Source organism: Flavobacterium sp. 2755 (genome assembly GCF_031455715.1).
Taxonomy (GTDB): Bacteria; Bacteroidota; Bacteroidia; order Flavobacteriales; family Flavobacteriaceae; genus Flavobacterium.
Window position 1 is genome coordinate 131,960 of record NZ_JAVDTG010000008.1, and the last position, 20,864, is coordinate 152,823.

20 protein-coding genes are annotated in these 20,864 nt (G+C 32.6%); 12 read left to right on the forward strand and 8 right to left on the reverse strand.

The window, feature by feature from the left end; translation table 11 throughout:
• The first annotated feature begins 34 nt into the window (after window positions 1-34).
• Window positions 35-1,771 carry a DUF885 domain-containing protein gene (locus tag J2Y38_RS18300; protein ID WP_309845355.1) on the forward strand — a complete coding sequence of 579 codons (1,737 nt, stop codon included), beginning with the start codon at window positions 35-37 and terminating at the stop codon, window positions 1,769-1,771.
• A gap of 67 nt (window positions 1,772-1,838) precedes the next feature.
• Here the strand turns inward: J2Y38_RS18300 and J2Y38_RS18305 are convergent, their stop codons facing one another.
• The 4 genes from J2Y38_RS18305 to J2Y38_RS18320 form a co-directional block, all read right to left on the reverse strand.
• On the reverse strand, window positions 1,839-2,810 hold the full coding sequence (locus J2Y38_RS18305) for a zinc-binding alcohol dehydrogenase family protein (RefSeq protein ID WP_309845356.1): 972 nt from the start codon (window positions 2,808-2,810) through the stop codon (window positions 1,839-1,841).
• Window positions 2,811-2,979: 169 nt separating this feature from the next.
• Window positions 2,980-3,555 carry a Crp/Fnr family transcriptional regulator gene (locus J2Y38_RS18310; RefSeq protein WP_256634926.1) on the reverse strand — a complete coding sequence of 192 codons (576 nt, stop codon included), beginning with the start codon at window positions 3,553-3,555 and terminating at the stop codon, window positions 2,980-2,982.
• Window positions 3,556-3,558: 3 nt separating this feature from the next.
• Window positions 3,559-4,110 carry a hypothetical protein gene (locus J2Y38_RS18315; protein WP_309845358.1) on the reverse strand — a complete coding sequence of 184 codons (552 nt, stop codon included), beginning with the start codon at window positions 4,108-4,110 and terminating at the stop codon, window positions 3,559-3,561.
• A gap of 7 nt (window positions 4,111-4,117) precedes the next feature.
• Entirely contained in the window at window positions 4,118-4,525 is a 408-nt protein-coding gene (locus J2Y38_RS18320; protein WP_291150868.1) for a glyoxalase, read from the reverse strand.
• Between the two features lie 87 nt (window positions 4,526-4,612).
• On the opposite strand from J2Y38_RS18320, the gene J2Y38_RS18325 reads away from it, so the two are divergent.
• Both J2Y38_RS18325 and J2Y38_RS18330 read left to right on the forward strand, forming a co-directional pair.
• A complete protein-coding gene (locus J2Y38_RS18325; protein WP_165590699.1) occupies window positions 4,613-4,789 on the forward strand; it encodes a hypothetical protein in 177 nt (58 codons plus the stop codon).
• Window positions 4,790-4,926: 137 nt separating this feature from the next.
• Window positions 4,927-5,355, forward strand: coding sequence for a hypothetical protein (locus J2Y38_RS18330; RefSeq protein WP_309845359.1), 429 nt, complete (start codon window positions 4,927-4,929; stop codon window positions 5,353-5,355).
• A gap of 209 nt (window positions 5,356-5,564) precedes the next feature.
• On the opposite strand, the gene J2Y38_RS18335 is transcribed toward J2Y38_RS18330, so the two are convergent.
• Complete coding sequence (locus J2Y38_RS18335; protein WP_309845360.1) at window positions 5,565-6,824, reverse strand: mechanosensitive ion channel domain-containing protein; 1,260 nt, start codon at window positions 6,822-6,824, stop codon at window positions 5,565-5,567.
• Window positions 6,817-7,110, reverse strand: a complete 294-nt coding sequence (locus J2Y38_RS18340) for a DUF3817 domain-containing protein (RefSeq protein WP_053473186.1) — start codon at window positions 7,108-7,110, stop codon at window positions 6,817-6,819. The genes J2Y38_RS18335 and J2Y38_RS18340 overlap by 8 nt, the downstream gene beginning before the upstream one ends.
• 103 nt (window positions 7,111-7,213) lie before the next feature.
• Between J2Y38_RS18340 and J2Y38_RS18345 the strand changes: the two genes are divergently transcribed.
• The 5 genes from J2Y38_RS18345 to J2Y38_RS18365 all read left to right on the forward strand — a co-directional run bounded on the left by J2Y38_RS18345 (window position 7,214) and on the right by J2Y38_RS18365 (window position 12,910).
• Window positions 7,214-7,747 (forward strand): DUF6155 family protein, encoded by a 534-nt coding sequence (locus J2Y38_RS18345; RefSeq protein WP_291150879.1) that lies wholly within the window; start codon window positions 7,214-7,216, stop codon window positions 7,745-7,747.
• Window positions 7,748-7,855: 108 nt separating this feature from the next.
• The gene (locus tag J2Y38_RS18350) at window positions 7,856-9,394 is read left to right on the forward strand and encodes a DEAD/DEAH box helicase (RefSeq protein ID WP_309845363.1); all 1,539 of its coding nucleotides are present in this window, start codon (window positions 7,856-7,858) and stop codon (window positions 9,392-9,394) included.
• A 184-nt stretch (window positions 9,395-9,578) separates the two neighbouring features.
• Window positions 9,579-10,913 carry a DEAD/DEAH box helicase gene (locus J2Y38_RS18355; protein ID WP_309845365.1) on the forward strand — a complete coding sequence of 445 codons (1,335 nt, stop codon included), beginning with the start codon at window positions 9,579-9,581 and terminating at the stop codon, window positions 10,911-10,913.
• Window positions 10,914-10,992: 79 nt separating this feature from the next.
• On the forward strand, window positions 10,993-11,517 hold the full coding sequence (locus tag J2Y38_RS18360; protein WP_309845367.1) for a GNAT family N-acetyltransferase: 525 nt from the start codon (window positions 10,993-10,995) through the stop codon (window positions 11,515-11,517).
• A 124-nt stretch (window positions 11,518-11,641) separates the two neighbouring features.
• Window positions 11,642-12,910: an NAD(P)/FAD-dependent oxidoreductase gene (locus J2Y38_RS18365; protein WP_309845369.1), complete on the forward strand. Its 1,269-nt coding sequence runs from the start codon at window positions 11,642-11,644 to the stop codon at window positions 12,908-12,910.
• Window positions 12,911-13,104: 194 nt separating this feature from the next.
• Here J2Y38_RS18365 and J2Y38_RS18370 read toward each other — a convergent pair whose 3' ends face one another.
• Window positions 13,105-14,334 (reverse strand): multidrug effflux MFS transporter, encoded by a 1,230-nt coding sequence (locus J2Y38_RS18370; protein WP_309845371.1) that lies wholly within the window; start codon window positions 14,332-14,334, stop codon window positions 13,105-13,107.
• 140 nt (window positions 14,335-14,474) lie between these two features.
• Between J2Y38_RS18370 and J2Y38_RS18375 the strand changes: the two genes are divergently transcribed.
• From J2Y38_RS18375 to J2Y38_RS18390, 4 genes are all read left to right on the forward strand, one after another.
• On the forward strand, window positions 14,475-14,894 hold the full coding sequence (locus J2Y38_RS18375; protein WP_180861757.1) for a hypothetical protein: 420 nt from the start codon (window positions 14,475-14,477) through the stop codon (window positions 14,892-14,894).
• A gap of 94 nt (window positions 14,895-14,988) precedes the next feature.
• Window positions 14,989-15,372, forward strand: coding sequence for a hypothetical protein (locus J2Y38_RS18380; protein ID WP_309845374.1), 384 nt, complete (start codon window positions 14,989-14,991; stop codon window positions 15,370-15,372).
• 350 nt (window positions 15,373-15,722) lie between these two features.
• The gene (locus J2Y38_RS18385; RefSeq protein WP_309845377.1) at window positions 15,723-17,636 is read left to right on the forward strand and encodes a DUF294 nucleotidyltransferase-like domain-containing protein; all 1,914 of its coding nucleotides are present in this window, start codon (window positions 15,723-15,725) and stop codon (window positions 17,634-17,636) included.
• A 3-nt stretch (window positions 17,637-17,639) separates the two neighbouring features.
• The gene (locus J2Y38_RS18390) at window positions 17,640-18,236 is read left to right on the forward strand and encodes a PolC-type DNA polymerase III (protein ID WP_180860062.1); all 597 of its coding nucleotides are present in this window, start codon (window positions 17,640-17,642) and stop codon (window positions 18,234-18,236) included.
• A 298-nt stretch (window positions 18,237-18,534) separates the two neighbouring features.
• Here the strand turns inward: J2Y38_RS18390 and acs are convergent, their stop codons facing one another.
• Entirely contained in the window at window positions 18,535-20,445 is a 1,911-nt protein-coding gene (gene acs, locus J2Y38_RS18395; RefSeq protein ID WP_309845380.1) for an acetate--CoA ligase, read from the reverse strand.
• Window positions 20,446-20,864: the final 419 nt, after the last annotated feature.

Consider the following 20,864-nt stretch of genomic DNA (forward strand, 5'->3'; position numbering starts at 1 on the left):
TTTTTACTCCTAATAAAACATATCCAGTAAGAAAATGAAAAAAATATTTATTTCAATCTGTGCTGTTACACTGCTATTTTCCTGTAACAAAAGTAATAAGGCGGATAATTCCTTAGATCAAAAATTTGATCGTTATAAAGAGGGATTTATAACCAGTTTATGGAAAGTTTATCCCGGCTGGGCTTCTAATGTGGGCTATCACAAGCTGGACAGCATTTTACTAATTCCAAATGCTGCCGAAGAAAAAAGACAGCTGGATTTTGCAAATGCACAATTAGATTCTTTAAAACAATATGATATCCAAAGTTTATCTGACAACAACAAAACGGATTTTCATATGATTAAAAATCAGCTTGAAAGCACAGTTTTTAATATTAATGAATTAAAATCATCGGAGTGGAATCCATCTGAGTACAATGTCTGTAGTTCATTTGCAGAAATTTTAAATGGAAATTATGATTCGTTAGAAGTTCGTCTTCGTGCTTTCAATACTAAAATGAATAATATTCCTGCTTACTATGAAGCTGCAAAAAAGAAGATCAAAAACCCAACAATAGAACATACAGAACTTGCTATTGCTCAAAACATTGGAGGATCATCTGTTTTTGAAACAGATCTAAATACTGCTTTGAAAAAAAGTAAACTAAGTGATGCTGAGAAAAAAGAGATTATGAACAAAGCACAGGTTTCTGTAAAAGCAATAAAAGGTTATGCAGACTGGCTGAAAAATTTACCCAACAAAAAACCTCGCTCTTTTAGATTGGGAACTGTTTTATATGACAAAAAATTCAATTTTGAAATTCAGTCCGGTTATAATGTTAATGAGATTTACAAAATTGCTCTTGATCATAAAAAAGACCTGCATGATAAAATGTTTGTTTTAGCAGATAAACTATGGACAAAATATAAAGGAAATGAGCCAAAACCTGCTGATAAACTAGATTTAATAAAACAGGTAATTGATAAAATTTCATTACAGCATACTACACCTGAAAAATTTCAATCGGAGATTGAAAAACAAATTCCGGAGTTAACAGCCTACGTTAAAGCAAAAGATTTATTATATATCGATTCGTCAAAACCTTTAGTAGTACGTAAAGAGCCGGCTTATATGGCAGGAGTTGCAGGAGCTTCTATATCTTCTCCTGGGCCATATGACAAAAATGCAAATACTTATTATAATGTTGGAAGCATGTCTGGATGGACAGCTGAAAATTCAGAAAGTTATTTACGTGAGTACAATGATTATATTCTTCAGATTTTAAACATTCATGAAGCTATTCCAGGCCATTATACACAATTAATTTACAGTAATCAATCACCAAGTATTATAAAATCAATTTTAGGAAATGGAGCTATGGTGGAAGGCTGGGCTGTATATGCCGAAAAAATGATGCTGGAAAGCGGTTATAAAAATTCTGACGAAATGTGGTTGATGTATTATAAATGGAACCTGAGAACAACGTGTAATACTATTTTAGACATTAGTGTCCACACCCATAACATGTCAAAAGATGAAGCTTTGAACCTGCTAATCAAAGAAGCATTTCAGCAACAGGCAGAAGCTGAAGGGAAGTGGAAGCGTGTTACATTGTCGCAAGTACAATTATGTTCTTATTTTACCGGATATACTGAAATTTACAACTTAAGAGAGGAGCTAAAAAAACAAGAAGGAGATAAGTTTAACTTGAAAAAATTTCACGAGAAATTCTTAAGTTTTGGAAGCGCTCCGGTTAAATACATCAAAGAGTTAATGCTGTCTAAAGAATAGACTTAATGATTTTAGATACTATAAAAAAGGTTTGACGATATTTAAAAAGTCAAACCTTTTGTATTTACTATATAATCACAACTAATCGCTTTCCATCAGAAACGTCAGCGTCCCACATTTTCCCTATATCGACTAAATTCACTTTTTCAATATTTACTTTTAGTTTATTTTGAGAAGCTAAAAGAAACATTTCAGGAAGAATTTCTGAAAACAACAATTTCACTTCATCCTTTGTCCAGCTTCCTAAACCTGAGCCAGACAATTGCAAATCAACACTTCGTAAAATTTGAGCTGATAATTGAATGGTATCGCCAGACATTGAACCCACAGAAACATATCTCGTTTTAGGAGTAAAATTTCCATTTCCTTTTAAAACAGAAAGAATCAGTTCTGCTGAATGTCCCCACAAATAATCCAAAACAATATCAATTGGTGTATTTTGATGAATTTCTTTTAATTGAGAAATAAAACTTTCGTCATTCTGTTTTAAAGAAACGATTTCGTCAGCGCCTAATTCTAAAAGAGTTTGAAGTGTTTTCTCATTTCTTCCGGTAACAATTATTTTCTTCGCTCCGTAATGCTTCGCGATCTGAATGGCCATTTGACCTGTAAAACCAGTTGCGCCATTAATTAAAACCGTTTCTCCTGATTTTATTCCGGCTCTAAAACGAAGTGCCATTGCCGAACCTGCAACTGCATTTGGCATTGCTGCCGCCGTTGCATCTTCAATTCCTTCTGGCAATGCGACCATTCTGTTTTTCTCTACTAAAGCTTTTTCGGCGATTGTTCCTGAAATTCCGCGGGCATAAACTCTGGTTCCGTTTTCGAGCAAACCAATGGCGTCACTGCCAATTACAAATCCGTTTTGATTTTCATTTTCTGAAGAATAATGTTCTCCGGTTGCAATTCCTTTGTCCAGATTGGTAATCGCCACGGCTTTAACCGAAATTAAAACCTCATTTTCATTTGATGCGATTGGCTCTTGAAATTCTGCATATTTTGGCAATTCGCCCTTTTTATAAACTACTGCTGCTTTCATAATTATTATAAATATTAAATTTTATGGAGCAAAATTATAGCGCCGTTTATGGGCAGGCAATAACATTTGTTATCAAATGAAATAAGAAACAATTATCAAGTTTTTTTAAAACCATATAAGTTATATAAGAAATTATAAGCTAGGCTTAAATTAACTTATATAACTTTAATTATTTTTTGTGAACCAGCTTACTTTTAATTCGGCTTAAATGAACGGTGCTCACGCCAAGATAAGAAGCAATGTAATGCTGTGGAACTCGTTGTACAATTTGAGGTTTTTCTTCAATTAAACTGAGATAACGCTGAGTAGGGGAGTCTTTTATAAAAGAAAAAAAGTGTTTCATATAGTCAAATGTTCTTTGAAAAAGCATATTGATTAACCGATCCCGAAGTTCTGGAATTTCTTTTATTTCTTCCAAAATTGTATCGACATCATTTTTAGAAATCCACCATAAAACAGAAGGTTCGATTGTTTCCACCACAACCGGACTCGGAAATTTTTTAATGAAACTTTCGATAGAGGCAACACTTTGATTTTCGAAAAAAAACTGCGAAGTCAAATCTTTTCCGTTATTGTTAAACCAAACTCTAATACAGCCTTTTTCGATTATAAAAAGCTTTTTAGAAACTTCTCCTTCTTCAATCAGAACTGTTTTGGCTGGAACTTCAATACGATTGAAATAACTGGTGTATTCGTTCCATTTTTCATCGGTTAAAGGGAATTTATTTCGGAATTGATCGAACATCTCTTATGTGATTTTAAGTTCTTTTGCTAAAGTGAGATTTGTTGTCACAAGCAAGTTATCACTCATACCATAAACTTTATTCTGTTCTGAATCCTTGAACTCGGAAGCACTCAAAATTATCGTTTTTCCATTTTCTGTTTCAAGTAAGAAAGTCTGTGGATATATGAAAGAAGAAGCTTCTTCCCAGTTTATTTTAAAATCAATAATTCTTTGACCAATTAAGTTTATCCACTTTTCTTCATTAGAAACATCCCATTTTTGCTCGTGATCATTTAGAGTTTCTTCTAAATCAATCTCTTTTGACAAAAGTCCGTAACTAAAAAATGTATTATCCCAAAAAACATAAATTGTTTTGTTAGTCATTTGAAAATAGATAGAATGATCTAAAGTATCTATCTCTGGATATTTAGTAAAATAGGAAGGTTCCGGAATAAGATTCTCGTTATCCTCAAAAACATATTGAATTTCTCCGTAAATAATTCCTTGAATTATCTCTCCAACAAACATTTTACGACAATTGTTTTCATAGACAATATGTTCATCCGTTAATATCATGGAATAACTATTTCGAATCTGATTCAACCTCAAACAACTGCACCTGACTTTTCAATCTCTCAATCAATAAATTCATCATTCGTTTGTTTAAGCTCGATGAATTTTGAATATAAGTTTCGTATTCTTCAATAGTAAAAAGTGCCATTACAATTCCTTTTAGGGAATTACGGAACTTAATATCTTTTTGAATGGAATTTTCTATAGTCTGCAGTTTCTTCTCAACAGAATACGAATAAAAATCAGCTTTGTTTTTATTTACGTAATTAATAAATACCGCAATAAACAAATCGTTCTGAAGTTTTAAAATAGGCCTAATCGTCTGATTTTGAAAGATCTCATCTGGAGAAGATTGAGCACTTACAGTTCCTAAAGTTTCGCCTCTTAATTCTCTTAAAAAAGTGTCTCTATCCGCCATGTTTTTTCTTTAAATTTAGAAAAAATCTTTTAATAAATTATATTTAATACATTTATTAAATATTAATTTCACTTAAAAATCAGCATCATGAAAAACAAGTCAATTATACTGACCGTAATTCTTCTAATCATTGCATCAGGAAATTATTTTAGAAGCAATTCTTTATCAAATATTCGTAATGTAGATTTCCTTTCTATTTTTGCCATTGGAGTATTATTTGGCGTTCTCATAGTTCAAATTTTTCAATTGATTAAAAAGAATTAACTGTTTAAAAAGTTAACCATATAAGTTATATAAGAAAATTTAAGTTTTATTATTAACGAACTGAATACTTGTATGGTCAAGATTAAGCTTTAATTTAAATGAACTTATATAACTTATATGGTTCAAAAAAAATACTTATGAATATAAAATCTTTTCTTTTTTTCCTGCTGGTATTGGTTGCCATAGTTTCCTGCAATTCAAAAGAAGATAAAAATGGTTATCAGGAAGTTTTATATCGCGCTGTAAATAATAAAGACACTGCAATTTTAGCGCTTAATATAAGCGATAAACGCTTTTTTGGTCGTTATGAAATATCTTATTATAAAGTAGGGAAGGATTCCGGCGATGTAAGAGGGGATATAAACGGAAATACCCTAAGAGGTGATTTTCATTTTATTTCTAATGGCGGAAGCTGGAAAAGAGTGCCTTTGGCTTTGCTAAAAAAAGAAAATAAACTGATTTTAGGAAATGGTGTAATTGGAACTTATATGAATCTTCCGTGTTTTATTAATGGAACTTTAAATTATAAAGATCCGAAATTTGTTTTTGAAGAGGTTAGGAAATAGTTTCAAGTTTGTTTGTTTCAGGTTTCAGGTTTTAAACTTTGTCTTTAGTTTCCTAGCAAAAGTATTTCCATAAAGTATTGTCATTTCGAGGAACGAGAAATCGCACACGAAACTCCGCACAGTTTGTCGCCAATCTTTGTCGATATACGCGTGCGATTTCTCGTTCCTCGAAATGACAAACTGCGAGAACTTAAAACCTGAAACAAAAACTATCGATCTAAGACCCCAATCTGCGAAGGCAGTTCAAATATTTCAAGATCGAAATAAATTACCGACGCCATAATGTGATCGAAAATATCAGACATTATATATTCGTAATTTGCCCAGCGTTTATCGCTTGAGAAAACATAAATTTCTAAAGGAACTCCGTGTGCAGTCGACTGCAGCTGGCGGCACATAATATGCATATTTTTATTTAACCCCGGATGGTCTAATAAATACTGCATAATGTATTTCCTAAACAAACCTAAATTGGTCATATTACGACCGTTAAGAGATAATGATTTATCAATTCCTCGAAGATCATTATACTTTTCAATTTCAGCTTGTCTGGTTTCAATATAAGAAGTAATAAGCTGTATTCCTTTCATATGATTAAGGTCGTCATTATTCAGAAAACGAATACTGCTGCTTTTAATCAAAATATGTCTTTTAATACGCCTTCCTTCAGAATTCTGCATGCCGCGCCAGTTCTGAAAAGAATCTGAACTTAAAGCATACGTTGGAATCGTGGTAATGGTATTGTCAAAATTTCTAACTTTTACGGTGGTTAAATTGATTTCGATTACATCTCCATCGGCACCAAATTTATCCATTGTAATCCAGTCACCAATACGAACCATATCGTTTATGGCAACCTGAACACTCGAAACAAATCCTAAAATTGTATCTCTAAAAATCAAGATGATAATAGCCGAAAGTGTTCCTAAAATGGTTAACAATTCGCCTCTTTTGATTCCGAATAAAGTCGAAATAATCATCGCAACCCCAAAAATCCAAAGCACAATCATAATAACCTGAATGAAACTGTCGATAGGTTTGTCGCTGTATTCCGGTTTTTGCTTTAAATAATCACGAAGCGCATTAAAAATCGTTCTGATAATCCATAAACTGATCAAAACGATATAAATACCAACGATTTTTCCGAAAAGCGATTCCCAATATTCGTATTTGTCCAGAATGATAGGAACAGCTTTATAAATAAAGAAAAACGGAATTAAATACGCGGTGTATTTTGTGGTTTTATTGTGAACTAAATAGTCGTCAAACTTTGTTTTGGTACGCTGTGCAAAAATGGCAGTAAGCGTTACCAAAACAAATTTTGCGACATAATAAATGGCATAAGCCAAAGCCACCATAATGGCAATATTAAAAATCAGGCTGATATAAGACGCAAAGTTGCGACTCATTCCCCAATGCCTGAAAAGAGGGTATAAAAAATTGAATATTTTATCCAAAAGGTTAAGCATTTGCTTTAGTTTCTAAATATTTTTTCTCGATGTAAAAAGTTCCAAACGGAATTAGAGAAGCGATTAGTATAATTGCAAATGTTTTTAAATCCCAGTTTTGAGATTTTTTCAATAAAAAAGCCAAAACAATATAACCTATAAATAACACGCCATGTGTCATTCCTAAAGGTCTTAATAAAGTATGGTAAAGTTCTGGATTGTTAGTTTTAATAATAAGCATATTGGCAAATAAAACTAAATATGAAATTCCTTCTAAAATAGCGGTAACTTTAAAAATCTTAAGCATGTAGATATATTTTGAGATTATAGCAGCAAAATTAAGTATTAGGATTGGTTTTTAAGTTATGTGTCAGGAAAGTAATTTACTTTTGTAATCTTAAACTTTGATAATGAGCAAACGCGATTTAAAAAAATATTTAACCGAACTGAGCAAAGAACAACTCGAAGAACAGCTTATTGAGCTGTATGAAAAATTTGCACCGGTAAAAGTGTATTACGATTTTGTTTTTAACCCAAAAGAAGACAAACTTTTGCAGGAATCTAAGGTTAAGATTTCCCACGAATATTTTCCCATAAAAAAGCCCAATGCAAAATGGCGCCCGAAGGCAAAAATGCGTCGTTCTGTGGCTCAAAAAATCATCAAACATTTCATAATGTTAGGCGTTGATCCATTTATTATTGCCGATTTGATGTTTTATAATATCGAAATTGCGCAAACTTATTCTGCAAACAATTACATTAAGCAGGAATTGTTTTACAAAAGTATTTTTAATTCGTTTGAACAAGCAGTAAATTTTGTCATTTCTAACGGAATCCTGATTGAATTTAAAGCAAGAATTGAAATGATTCATCAAGAGATTTTGCAGCAAAAATGGAAAAATAAGTATGATTTTGAAGCAATTCTGGATAAAATCGACTTTTAAAAACACTTCCTATAAAAAATCTTATTTAAAAAAATCATTTATTTTAGGTTAAAATAAGATGAATAACTGTTTTTTAGATGTATTTTTGCAAAAATCCAAAAATAAACAATGTCTCAAAACACTTTAGAAATAGAAAGAGAAGAGAAAAAAGAACTTTATGCATACCAAAAAGGCGATATTGACGCTATTTTTGACCGCTTAGACAATGCTCCTCCAAAACATCATTTATTGTATCAATTGCCAACAGGAGGCGGGAAAACAGTAATTTTCTCTGAAATTGTACGTCGTTATTTATCTAATAATGACAAAAAAGTGGTGGTTTTAACACACAGAATTGAGCTTTGTAAACAAACTTCAAAAATGTTGAAGGGCTTTGGCGTAAGCAATAAAATAATCAATAGTAAGGTAAAAGAGTTACCGGACCAAAATGATTATTCTTGTTTCGTGGCGATGGTTGAAACTTTAAAAAACCGTATCAACGACGAAAAACTGCACCTTGACAATATTGGTTTGGTGATTATTGACGAGGCACATTACAACTCATTTAGAAAACTATTAAACTCATTTAAAAATGCTTTTATTCTTGGAGTAACAGCAACACCTTTGAGTTCAAACATAAAATTACCAATGCACCAAAGCTACGACGAACTTATCGTTGGGGACACAATTGGTTCATTGATCGACAAAGGATTTTTGGCCAGAGCAACAACATATAGTTATGATGTTGGTTTGACCTCATTAAAAGTAGGTATCAACGGAGATTATACCGTAAAATCATCTGATGATTTGTATACCAATTCCTTAATGCAGGAAAAATTACTTCATGCGTATACAGAGCGTTCTTTAGGCAAGAAAACTTTAATTTTCAATAACGGTATTCATACATCATTATATGTATATGATACTTTTAGAGAAGCAGGTTACGATATTCGTCACCTTGATAATACAAGCAGTTCTGAAGAGCGTAAAGATATTTTGGCTTGGTTCAAAAAAACTCCGGATGCGATTTTGACTTCTGTCGGAATTTTAACAACCGGTTTTGATGAGCCAACTGTTGAGACTATTATCTTAAACAGAGCAACAAAATCGTTGACTTTATATTTCCAGATGATTGGCCGTGGATCTCGTAAATTACCTGGTAAAGACGAGTTTACAGTAATCGACTTAGGAAACAATGCCGCTCGTTTCGGTTTATGGAGCGAACCGGTAAACTGGCAGCACATCTTTAAATCTCCAGAATTTTATTTGGAAAATCTTAGAGATGATACTGAAATCGAAATGTTCTTTAAATACAGCATGCCGCCAGAATTAAGAGCAAAATTCAGCAAAACTCTAGATGTTACTTTTGATGTTGAAGAAGAACACAAACTGGCGATCAAACAAAATTTACGTTCGAAAATTGTTTTAGACAAATCGCTTGAACAGCACGCAGCAATGTGTGTTGATAATACAGAGACACTTCAGGAAGCAAAAGCTTTGTCAAGAGAATTAGAAGACGATATTGAATGCCGAATTAAACGTTACGCAAAATGTTTAAGTCAGTGTAGTAAAAACTACCGCGAATGGCTTCTGGATGATTACAAGCAAAGACTGACCTTATTAGTAGGTAAAAAATACCGCGAAAAAATCATGAACGAACCAGATTGATTTTAGAAAGGTTTAAAGTTTCAGGTTTCATGTTTCAAGTTCTTGAAATCTGAATAATTATAATTTCAAGAAGGAGGAATCACATTTAAGAGTAATTAAGTCTAATGTGATTTCTCCTTTTAAACTTAATTGAGTTTCTGTGTAACTTGAAACATGAAACCTGAAACAAAAAAAACTAAAAACCATGTCTAAACAATTCTCAACATTAGGACTTTCAGCGCCAATTTTAAAAGCTTTAGGCGAATTAAACATTGTTGAACCTACTGAAATTCAACAAAAAACAATTCCGCTTTTATTGTCTGAAAACCACGATGTTGTTGGTTTAGCCAAAACCGGAACCGGAAAAACAGCCGCTTTTGGGCTTCCGTTATTACAATTAATTGATACGGAATCTCCTGTAGTTCAGGCTGTAATTTTAGTTCCAACAAGAGAATTAGGACATCAGATTTTTAGAAATTTAGAAGATTTTTCAAAATATATTCCGAATATTTCAATCGCGGCAACTTGCGGTGGAATTCCGATTAAGCCTCAAATTGAGCGTCTTACATCGCCAACACACATTATTGTAGCAACTCCGGGACGTTTAATCGATTTAATTCAAAGAAAAGCAGTTGATTTAAAACAAACGCAATATTTAGTTTTAGATGAAGCCGATGAAATGGTTTCGATCTTAAAAGAAAGCCTGGACGAAATTCTGGCTGAAATCCCTAAAAAACACCGCACTTTATTATTCTCGGCTACTTTACCGGGAACAATTAAACAATTGGTTCAGAATTACTTAAACAAAAATGTAGTTCAGGTAAGTGCCAATATGGAAACTGTTGGTAACCAAGGAATTGATCACGAATATATTGTAGTTGATCCAATTGAAAAATTAGATGTTTTAATGCATTTTCTAAATTCAAAAGACGGAGAGCGTGGTATTATTTTCTGTAAAACAAAAGCTGCTGTTAATAAATTAGCTAAAAATTTGGCGATAAACCGTTTCTCTTCGGGAGCGATTCACGGAAGTTTATCACAGGGAATTCGTGACAGAATTATGGAACAATTCCGAGAAGGACATATTAATATTTTGGTTGCCACCGATTTAGCTGCAAGGGGAATTGACGTAAAAGAAATCTCTTATGTTGTAAATTACCATTTGCCGGACGCTTACGAAACGTATGTTCACCGAAGCGGAAGAACTGCCAGAGCAGGAGCAAAGGGACTTTCTTTAACAGTTTTACAAGAAGAGGAAGTAGCAGAAATTGCTGATTTTGAAAGAGAACTGGGACTTAAATTCACCAAATTCCAAAAACCTTCAGCCTTAAGTATTGAAGAAAACAATACACTTTTATGGGCAAAACAAATCTTCAAAACAAAACCAAATCACGATATTTCGACTGATTTGAAAACGAAAGTAAAAACTGTTTTTCATCATCTTACAAAAGAAGAACTGATTGAGAAATTGTTAGCCAATTATGTATTGCAAAACAAAATTGAAGTAACAGAAAAGCCTGTTAAAAAATTCAAAAAGTAAGACTTCAAGCTTCTAAATATGCTGATTTATGTTGTATTTTTATAAGGAATTTAAACCCTGAAATACAGCATAAATTAGAATGGAAGATATTCACATAAACGAGATTACACTTGACGATATTGACCAATTACAAAAAATTGGCCGACAAACTTTTTATGAAACTTTTTCAGAATATAATTCTGAGGAAAACATGCAAAGTTATTTAGACGAAAAATTTTCTAAAGAAAAATTAACGGAAGAACTAAGGAATAAAAACTCTCAATTTTATTTCGCCGTTTTGGACAATAACGCAATTGGTTATTTAAAAATAAACTTCGGAGAATCGCAGACTGAACTGCAGGACGAAAAATCCCTTGAAATCGAACGTATTTATGTTTCAAAAGAATTTCACGAAAAAAAAGTCGGGCAATTACTTTATGAAAAAGCGATTCAAACAGCCCAAGAAAAGAACGCTGACTATGTTTGGTTAGGGGTCTGGGAAGAAAATCATCGCGCTTTAAGTTTTTATAAAAAGAATGGTTTTCTCGAATTTTACAAACACATTTTTAAGCTTGGAAATGATGAACAGACTGATATTATGATGAAACTTAAATTGACTGAATAATTCTCAAAAAACGAAAACAAAACTCCAGTTTGAGTTTCGTATTTGGAATTAAAATGTTAAATTTATGGAACTGCTAAGGCAGAAAAAGTTTTACTTATAAATCCTACATTATAAAACAACACATATGAATATAGTCATTATAGGAGGTGGTTTTGCAGGAATAAATCTCGCAAAAGAACTTGTAAATCATCCTCAAATTCAAGTAACCCTTGTAGATAAAAACAATTATAATTTTTTCCCTCCGCTTATATATCAGGTTGCAACCGCTTTTTTAGAACCATCAAGTATTAGTTATCCTTTTAGAAAATTTTTTGCAGGTAAAAAGAACCTTCAGTTTCGTTTAGGCGAATTGATTTCTGTCGTTCCTGCCGAAAATAAAATCATTTTGAGCAATGGCGAATTATCATACGATTATTTAGTTTTTGCAACGGGTGCCGAAACGAGTTATTTCGGAATGGAAAACGTAATGAAAAATGCTATCCCGATGAAAACCTTAAATGATGCCATCGAAATGCGAAATGCATTGCTTAAAAACCTTGAAAAAGCAGCTATTACCAAAGATATTCGCAAACGACGTAAATTATTAACGATCGTTGTTGCCGGAGGCGGACCAACTGGAGTTGAAGTTTCTGGAATGTTTGCCGAAATGAGAAAAAATATTCTATTGAAGGAATATCCGGAATTAGAAACTTCTGCCAGTAATGTTTATTTAGTAGACGGAGGAGATGCTCTTTTAGCACCAATGAGCAAGGAATCTCAAAAAGATACTCTCGAAGCGCTTACAAAACTTGGCGTTGTAGTAAAACTGCACACTCGTGTTGTTGATTATGTTGATGATACGGTTCATTTTGAAAATGGAGAAACGATCAAAACCAAAAACCTAATTTGGGCAGCCGGAGTTTCTGCGAAGCTTTTCGACGGAATTCCGAAGGAAAGTTACGGCCGCGGCCGACGTATGGCTACAGATCAATATAGTAAGGTAAATGGTTTAGACAACATTTATGCTATTGGTGATACTGCAATTTCTGCAGGAGATAAAAATTTCCCCGACGGACATCCACAGGTTGCGCAAGTTGCGATTCAGCAAGGATTAAATTTGGCTAAAAACTTTAAGGCAATGACTCAAAATAAACCTTTAAAACCTTTTGCTTATAATGATAAAGGTTCAATGGCGATTATTGGAAAAAACAAAGCCGTAGTTGATTTACCAAGTCCGAAATGGCATTTTAAAGGATTCTTTGCCTGGGTTATCTGGTTGTTTATTCACCTGATTTCCTTAATTACATACAGAAACAGATTAAATACTTTCTGGAACTGGATGGTTGCGTATTTTGCAAGAGATCAATCTCTTAGAATGATTATCAGACCAGATAAGAAACAACAATTGGAATAAAGTTTTAAATTCCAAAATTTTTAAAAATCCAAATTCCAATTATCGGAGTTTGGATTTTTTTGTATTTAAAAACCTGTCGGGTTTAGTCACACTGAGATGGCTTCGACTTCGCTCAGCCTGACATCGATGAGATTAAGTTATTTATGTTGACAGCCTGAGCGAAGTCGAAGGCTCACAAAGTATATCTACAAAGTTTAGTGTCCCACAACCACATCATCACTTTCAGCGATTTCAACTTTATTTTTGATGAAACGCTTTCCAATATTTAAAACTACAAAAGCAATAATTGTAGTAACGGTCATAATAAGAACCATTGGTGCAACAGAATCCTTAACAAAAATTCCAACCGCAAATGAAGCTAAAGCTCCCAATCCTAATTGAATAGCGCCCATTAAAGCCGAAGCACTTCCAGCATTTTTAGCAAATGGAGCCATTGTAAGCCCGGCAGTATTTGGATTTGAAATTCCTAAACAACCCAGGAATAAAAACAACATTACAATTGTGGAATACAGACTTAAAAGGTTATTTATCGAAAGTATCAGAAATACAATAGTAATTAAAGATTGTAAAATTAAAGCAGCAAAAATCATCTGTTCGCTGGAAAATCTTTTCAGTAAAACCGAATTCAACTGACTCGAACCAATAAAACTAACCGACATAAAAGCAAAAATCCATCCGTATGTTTTAGCATCAACATGGTAAATATCCATAAAAATGATAGGTGAGGCCGCTACATAAGTAAATAACCCCGAAAAAGCGATTGCTCCCGTAAATGCATAGGTATAAAATTGTGGTTCTTTAAGTACTTTTAAAAAGTTAGAAATAATTGGTTTTGGTTTTAAAGAAATAGAATGATCTGGTTTATAGCTATTTGGTAAACCAACTTGAGAAGCGATTAAAATAGCAATTCCCATAAAAAATAGGATTAAAAATACAATATGCCAGCCAAAATCTTGTGTTACATAACCACCAATTGTTGGTGCAAGCATCGGCGAAAGCCCTAAAACAAGCATTAATAAGGAGAATACTTTCGGAATATCTTTTACAGGAAATAAATCACGAACCATTGCAACCGAAGCTACTGTTGCAGCACAACTTCCGATAGCCTGAATAAAACGCAAGAAGATAAACGAATCAATATCAGCAACATATACGCAGCCTAAAGAAGCTAAAATATACACCATCAACCCAATAAACAAAGGTTTTTTACGTCCGAAGCGGTCTAATAAAGGTCCATAAAGTAATTGTCCGGCAGAAATTCCGATAAAATAACTGGATAAACTCATCGAAACTTTTGCTACAGATGTATTCAAATCCTTAGCAATATCAGAGAAACCAGGCAGATACATATCAATTGAAAAAGGACCAAGTGCAGTTAAAGAACCTAAAATAAGTATAAGTTGAATGTATTTTTTTGTTGTCATTTTCTTAAAATATTGCTTTTAATTTCGTGCAAAGATAAATATTAAGTACCTTGTTGTAAATAATAATTACTTTAATTCAAAAAGTGATATTATATAACGTTTCGAAAATGTTTTGAAACATTAACTATAAAATTTTGATTATGAAAAAATTCACTTTACTATTAGCACTTATTTTTACAACAATTTCTTTTGCTCAAACCATTTCCTCAAAACAGGAAGATGCAAATGTGGAGCAATATGCATTACTAACAAAAGTAAATCAATATTATCCGGATATTACTTTAAGCAAAACGATTACGAATTTTTATGCTGATGGAAAGATTATCGATTCACAACAGCAATTTGATTTAAAAGGAACAAAATTTTCAAGTTATAAACTTGGAATTGAACCAGACAACAAAAAATTATTATTTGAATATGTTTCTGATGAAACTGGAAAAGTTTACGGCGACGTTTCACTTTTTAACGGAAATGTATTGAGAACAACATTTACTGAAAAGACAAATCAAATTGAAGTTTCACTTAACGGAAAATCGGTTTATTTGAAAAAATTAAATTAAATTTTCAAATACGGGAAATATGAAGCATCACAAATTTATGTGATGCTTTTTTTTCATTTATATTTGAATTATAATTCTGCATATTTTAAAATTTATGAAAAAAATTATTTTATTCCTGATTCTTATAAGCTTTCAATCATATTCGCAAACCAATAAATTTACCGGCACATGGGGATCGGAAAAATGTAAAGATTGTAAAAAGCAATATTTATTTACCATTACAATGGCTCAGTCAAATTATATGATTTCTGGAACTGCAGAAGTTACAAGCGATTCTAAAGAATTAAATTCTGGAGTTTTAGATGTTACCGGATATGTTTATCCATTGGGCGACACGGCTCAAATAAAACTGATAAATAAAGACGGATCAAGTTCAAGCGCAGTTTTAGTTGTAGAAGATAATGTAATACAATTTAGAAAACGTGGTGGGAATGATATAGTACCAAAAGAGCTAATTATGAATAAATTACACGAATAAAGCCCTATTAAAGGCTTATCTATTTTGAACTATAATTTATATTATGTAAAATAGAAAATTATAAGAATCTTATACTAAATCATTCGCTATTATAAATCTGAATAATCTAAACAGCGGCCTCTTACCTAAACAACATAAATTGAATAATTTAGTTTATAAACTGTAAATTTATAACAATGAAAATCAATCAATTATTTAAAATTGATTCCTAAAAAAACATTTTAAAAGCCTTGAATTCAGTAAATCTTAACATTTCTTTAAAATAATTAGATTCTAGTCAAGATGCTTTCATTGTAAGAGTTTATTTTATTATTTTTACATTCAATATTTTAAAAGATATTATACCATATATGAATACAATTGCTGAGCATATTGCAGATTTTTTAAAAGAATACCCGCCGTTTGATAACTTAACTTTTCAGGAATTATCAGATATCGCTACAAATATTCGTGTCATTAATTTAGAAAAACATGCAGTATTGTTTCAAAATAATGACCCGCTTCATGACAGTTTTTATGTTGTGGCTTCTGGTGTTATTAATTTAACAACAATTGCTGATGCTGAGGAAACTCTTATAAACAAATGCCACGAAGGAGATATTTTTGGTTTACGCCCGTTTTTTGCCAAAAATAACTATATGATGACGGCAAAAGCACGTGAAGAAAGTATTGTTTATGCTATTCCAATTGCCGTTTTCCGTCCGTTTGTAGCTAATAATTCAGATGTTTTAAACTTTTTACTGGAAAGTTTTGCAGTAAATTCAAGGCATACGCGAGATAATTCACGTTCCAACGGAAAATTAGATCCTGATAGTAATTTCATGGACCAGCAGAATGAGATGCAGTATATCCAGTCTCTTTCTTATAATAATTCTCCGTTAACAACAGAATCTCACCATATTGTAAAAGATGTCGCCATTTTGATGACAGAATCTATGGTGGATAATATTGTAATTTGCGAAAAGAATAACCCAATTGGTATTGTTACCCACGCCGATTTATCTTCAAAAATTGCAACTGGACGTTATCCTATCACTGAGACGATTGACAAAATAATGTCTTCGCCAGTTGTTACGGTTATTGAAAATGTTTCTTTGGCCGAAGCTCAGCTTTTAATGCTGAAACATAATGTTTCTCACCTCTGCGTAACTAAAGATGGTACGAGTAAATCTGCTGTAAAAGGAATTATTTCTGAGCACGATTTAATTGTGGCTCAAGCTAGTAACCCTGGTGTTTTAATTAAAGAAATTAAGCGTTCGCAGCTTCCAAAAGATTTAAAACAAATTCGTGATCGCTTATCAGATTTGATTCAGAATTCGATTCAGAAAAATATACCAATTTCTCACGTTAGTAATATTGCAAGCGAAATTAACCTTGCTATTATAAAACGTGCTGTAGAACTGTCTATTTTAGATTTAGGCTCCCCTCCTGCCAGATTTGCATGGTTAAGCATTGGTAGTCAAGGGCGTAAGGAGCAGCTTTTATTGACGGATCAGGATAGTATTTTGATTTTTGAAGATGTTGCTCCGGAGAAATATCGTGAGGTAAAAGATTACTTTTTAAGACTGGCAAAAAGAACAACTGCCATCCTTGAAAAAGTAGGTTACGAATATTGTCCAAATGGTCACATGGGAAGCAATATGCTATGGTGTAAGTCATTGAGTGACTGGACAAAACAATACAACAGTTGGATGAATACTCCAGGTGAAAACAGTAACGATTTGAGCAGTATTTTCTTTGATTATGAGATCGTAATTGGTGAAGCAAAAATTGAAGAAGTTATAGAAAATGTTGTTTTCAAAAATGCTGTAAACAATACTTTATTCTTTGACTTTTTAGGAAATGATGCTTTGAAGAGAAATTCTCCTTTAAGCTTCTTTAAAAAATTCATTGTTGAAGAAGAAGGCCCGCAAAAAGGAAAATTCGACATTAAAACCCGTGCTTTAATGCCGCTTATCGACAGCGCGCGTTTATTAATTTTGAGTGCGAATATAAAAGGAATCAAAAATACATATTTGAGATTCAAACAATTAGCGATTACCGATTCTAAAAATGCTGAAATATATTTAAGTTGTGCCGAAGCATTTTTGACGCTTTCAAAGTTTAGAACTGTTGAAGGTTTAAAAAATGACGATTCCGGACAATATATTAATTTAAGAGAAATGTCTAAAACAGACAAAGAGAAGTTAAAAAATGCTTTGACTCCAATGAAAGATCTTGAGGAACTAATTAAGAGTAAATTTCAACTTACCCAATTCTCATAAAATATGTTAGACTGGATTAAAAATATCAATAAGGAATATCCGGAATTCTGGAAGGAATACTTAACGAAATTAGAAGCAAAGCCGACCAAATATGTGGTTTTGTCGACTGAAACTTCTGGTTTAAACCCTAACAAAGATGTTATTTTATCTTTAGGCGCATTTTCAGTAATTGACGACAGTATTGTAATTAAAGAGAATTTTGAAGCGGTTTTACTTCAGTATAAATTTTTAGAAGAACACGGAATTTCTAATGAATTCATTATTGAAAGTAAAATGAATAAAATGCCTGAAGCTGAGGCTTTAGAAGCGTTTATAAATTTTATTGGAAATGCAGTTCTGGTTGGTCATCATATTAATTTTGACATTGAAATGTTAAACGCTGCTCTCGAAAGATTAGATTGCGGAAGATTAAAAAACGAAGCTCTGGATATCGACGTTATGTATCGAAAATTAACCGATATTAATGACAAGCAGTTTTCTTTAAACGATTTATGCGAAATCTACAAAATTCCAAAAAGCGACAGAAATTCTTCTGCGGAGGATGCTTATAAAATTGGGCTTTTGTTTTTGAAATTGAAGTCGAGATTGGGAATAAGATAAATTCTAAACATAATCTTGTCATTTCGAGGAACGAGAAATCGCACAAGAAACTCGACAATGCATATCACCAATCTTTGTAGAATTACGAGTGCGATTTCTCGTTACTCGAAATGACAAAACATATACGATTGTCAGGCTGAACGAAGTCGAAGCCCCACAAAGTGATTCTGCATGAGAGGGCTTCGACTTCGCTCAGCCTGACATATGTTATCAATATTTTTTTGCAAAACAAAAACATAAAAAAAAATGCCTCTTAAAATATTAAGAGGCATTTTTTTTTATAAATACAAGTCAAGAATTAAGAAATTCTATCTTTAATAATTTCATCTACAATTTCTGGATTCAATAATGTTGAAGTATCTCCAAAATTAGAATTATCGCCTTCAGCTATTTTACGTAAAATTCTACGCATGATTTTTCCAGAACGTGTTTTTGGTAAACCAGAAACGAATTGGATTTTATCTAATTTAGCGATTGGCCCAATGTGATCAGAAATATATTGATTGATCTCTTTTGATAAATTCTCTTTATTTCTAACTTCTCCAGTTTCTTTCAGAATAACGTAACCGTATAAAGCGTTTCCTTTAATATCGTGTGGGAATCCAACAATAGCCGATTCTGCAACCGCTGGGTGTTCGTTGATGGCATCTTCGATTGGTGCAGTTCCTAAATTATGTCCAGAAACAATTACAACGTCATCTACTCTACCTGTAATTCTGTAGTAACCAACTTCGTCTCTTAAAGCTCCGTCACCTGTAAAGTATTTTCCAGGGAAAGCAGAGAAATAAGTGTCTTTATAACGCTGGTGATCTCCCCAGATAGTTCTGGCGATTCCAGGCCAAGGGAATTTAATACATAAACTTCCAACTACTTGGTTTCCTTCAATTTCATTACGTTTTTCATCCATTAAAACTGGTTGAATTCCCGGTAATGGCAACGTTGCGTAAGTTGGTTTTGTTGGCGTTACAAAAGCAATTGGTGAAATCATAATTCCTCCAGTTTCAGTCTGCCACCAAGTATCTACAACCGGACATCTTTTATCTCCAACGTGGTCGTTGAACCAGTGCCAAGCCTCTTCGTTAATTGGCTCTCCAACAGATCCAATAACTTTAAGCGATTTTAGAGGATATTTTTGAATATAATCTAAACTTTCTTTTGCCAATGAACGAATTGCTGTTGGCGCTGTATAAAATTGTGTGATTTTATGTTTTTCGATAATATCCCAAAAACGGCTAAAATCTGGATAAGATGGAACTCCTTCAAAAATTACGGTTGTTCCGCCATTTAGTAATGGTCCGTATAAAATGTATGAATGTCCTGTAATCCATCCAATATCTGCCGTACACCAGAAGATATCATTTTCTTCGTGGCTGAATACGTTTTTAAATGTATACGCTGTATAAACCATGTATCCAGCTGTTGTATGCACCATTCCTTTTGGCTTCCCAGTTGATCCTGAAGTATACAAGATAAACAAAGGATCTTCGGCATCCATAATTTCAGCAACACTATTGTCAAGAGCCGCATCTAATAAAGGCTGTAACCAAATGTCACGTCCTTCTTTCATTGCCACTTCTGTTTTTGTTCTTTTTACTACTAAAACTTTAGTAACTGACGGACAAGTATCTAAGGCTTCGTCAACAATAGATTTTAAATCGATTGTTTTATTTCCTCTGTAACCTCCATCAGATGTGATTACCATTTTACATTCGCTGTCGATAATTCTTGCAGAAACTGCAGAAGCAGAAAATCCTGCAAAAACTACAGAGTGAATCGCCCCAATTCTGGCACAGGCCAAAACAGAAACTGCAAGTTCAGGAATCATTGGTAAATAAATACAAACGCGGTCCCCTTTACGAATTCCCTGCTCACGCAGAACATTCGCCATTTTTGAAACTCGTTCGTATAATTCGTTATAACTTATATGTAAAGCGCTTTCAGATGGATCATTCGGTTCAAATATAATAGCCGTTTTTTCTCCTCTTTTGCTTAAATGTCTATCGATACAGTTTTTGGTAATGTTAACTTTAGCGTCAGTAAACCATTTTACTTCGGCGTCAGCCATATTAAAATCAACAACTTTTTCCCACTGTTGATACCAAGTAAAGTTTTCTTCGGCAATTTTTCCCCAAAATTTTCTTGGCTCTCTTATTGACTTATTGTAATGTTTAAAATATTGTTCTAAATTTTCAATTTTATAATAACTCATAGTTTTGTGGAATTTTTTTTTATAAATGTATTAAATCTGCTTCTATTCTTAAAATTATTTAATTCATAAATTTTGTATAAAAAAAACATATAATAAATAAAATATACGTTTTTTTTAAAGTTATTCTAAAAAAAGAGATTTTAAGAAAAAATCTAAATTGCAAAAAAGGTATGACAAAGAAATTATCATACCTTTTTATTTAACAAATTTCAATAACAATTAATTTTGTAATTCTGCATTACAAATGCTTTACCTACTTTGAAAATAGAAGCAGCTTTATTAATTATAATAGAAATTTCAACAAGTATATTTTTTGATTAAAAAATATACCCCAATTTTAGGGATCCGCTTCACTTAACTTGTTTTCTCACAGAAGTTAAGTGAATGCAAAATGCATCTATATCTATTTTCTTAATAAG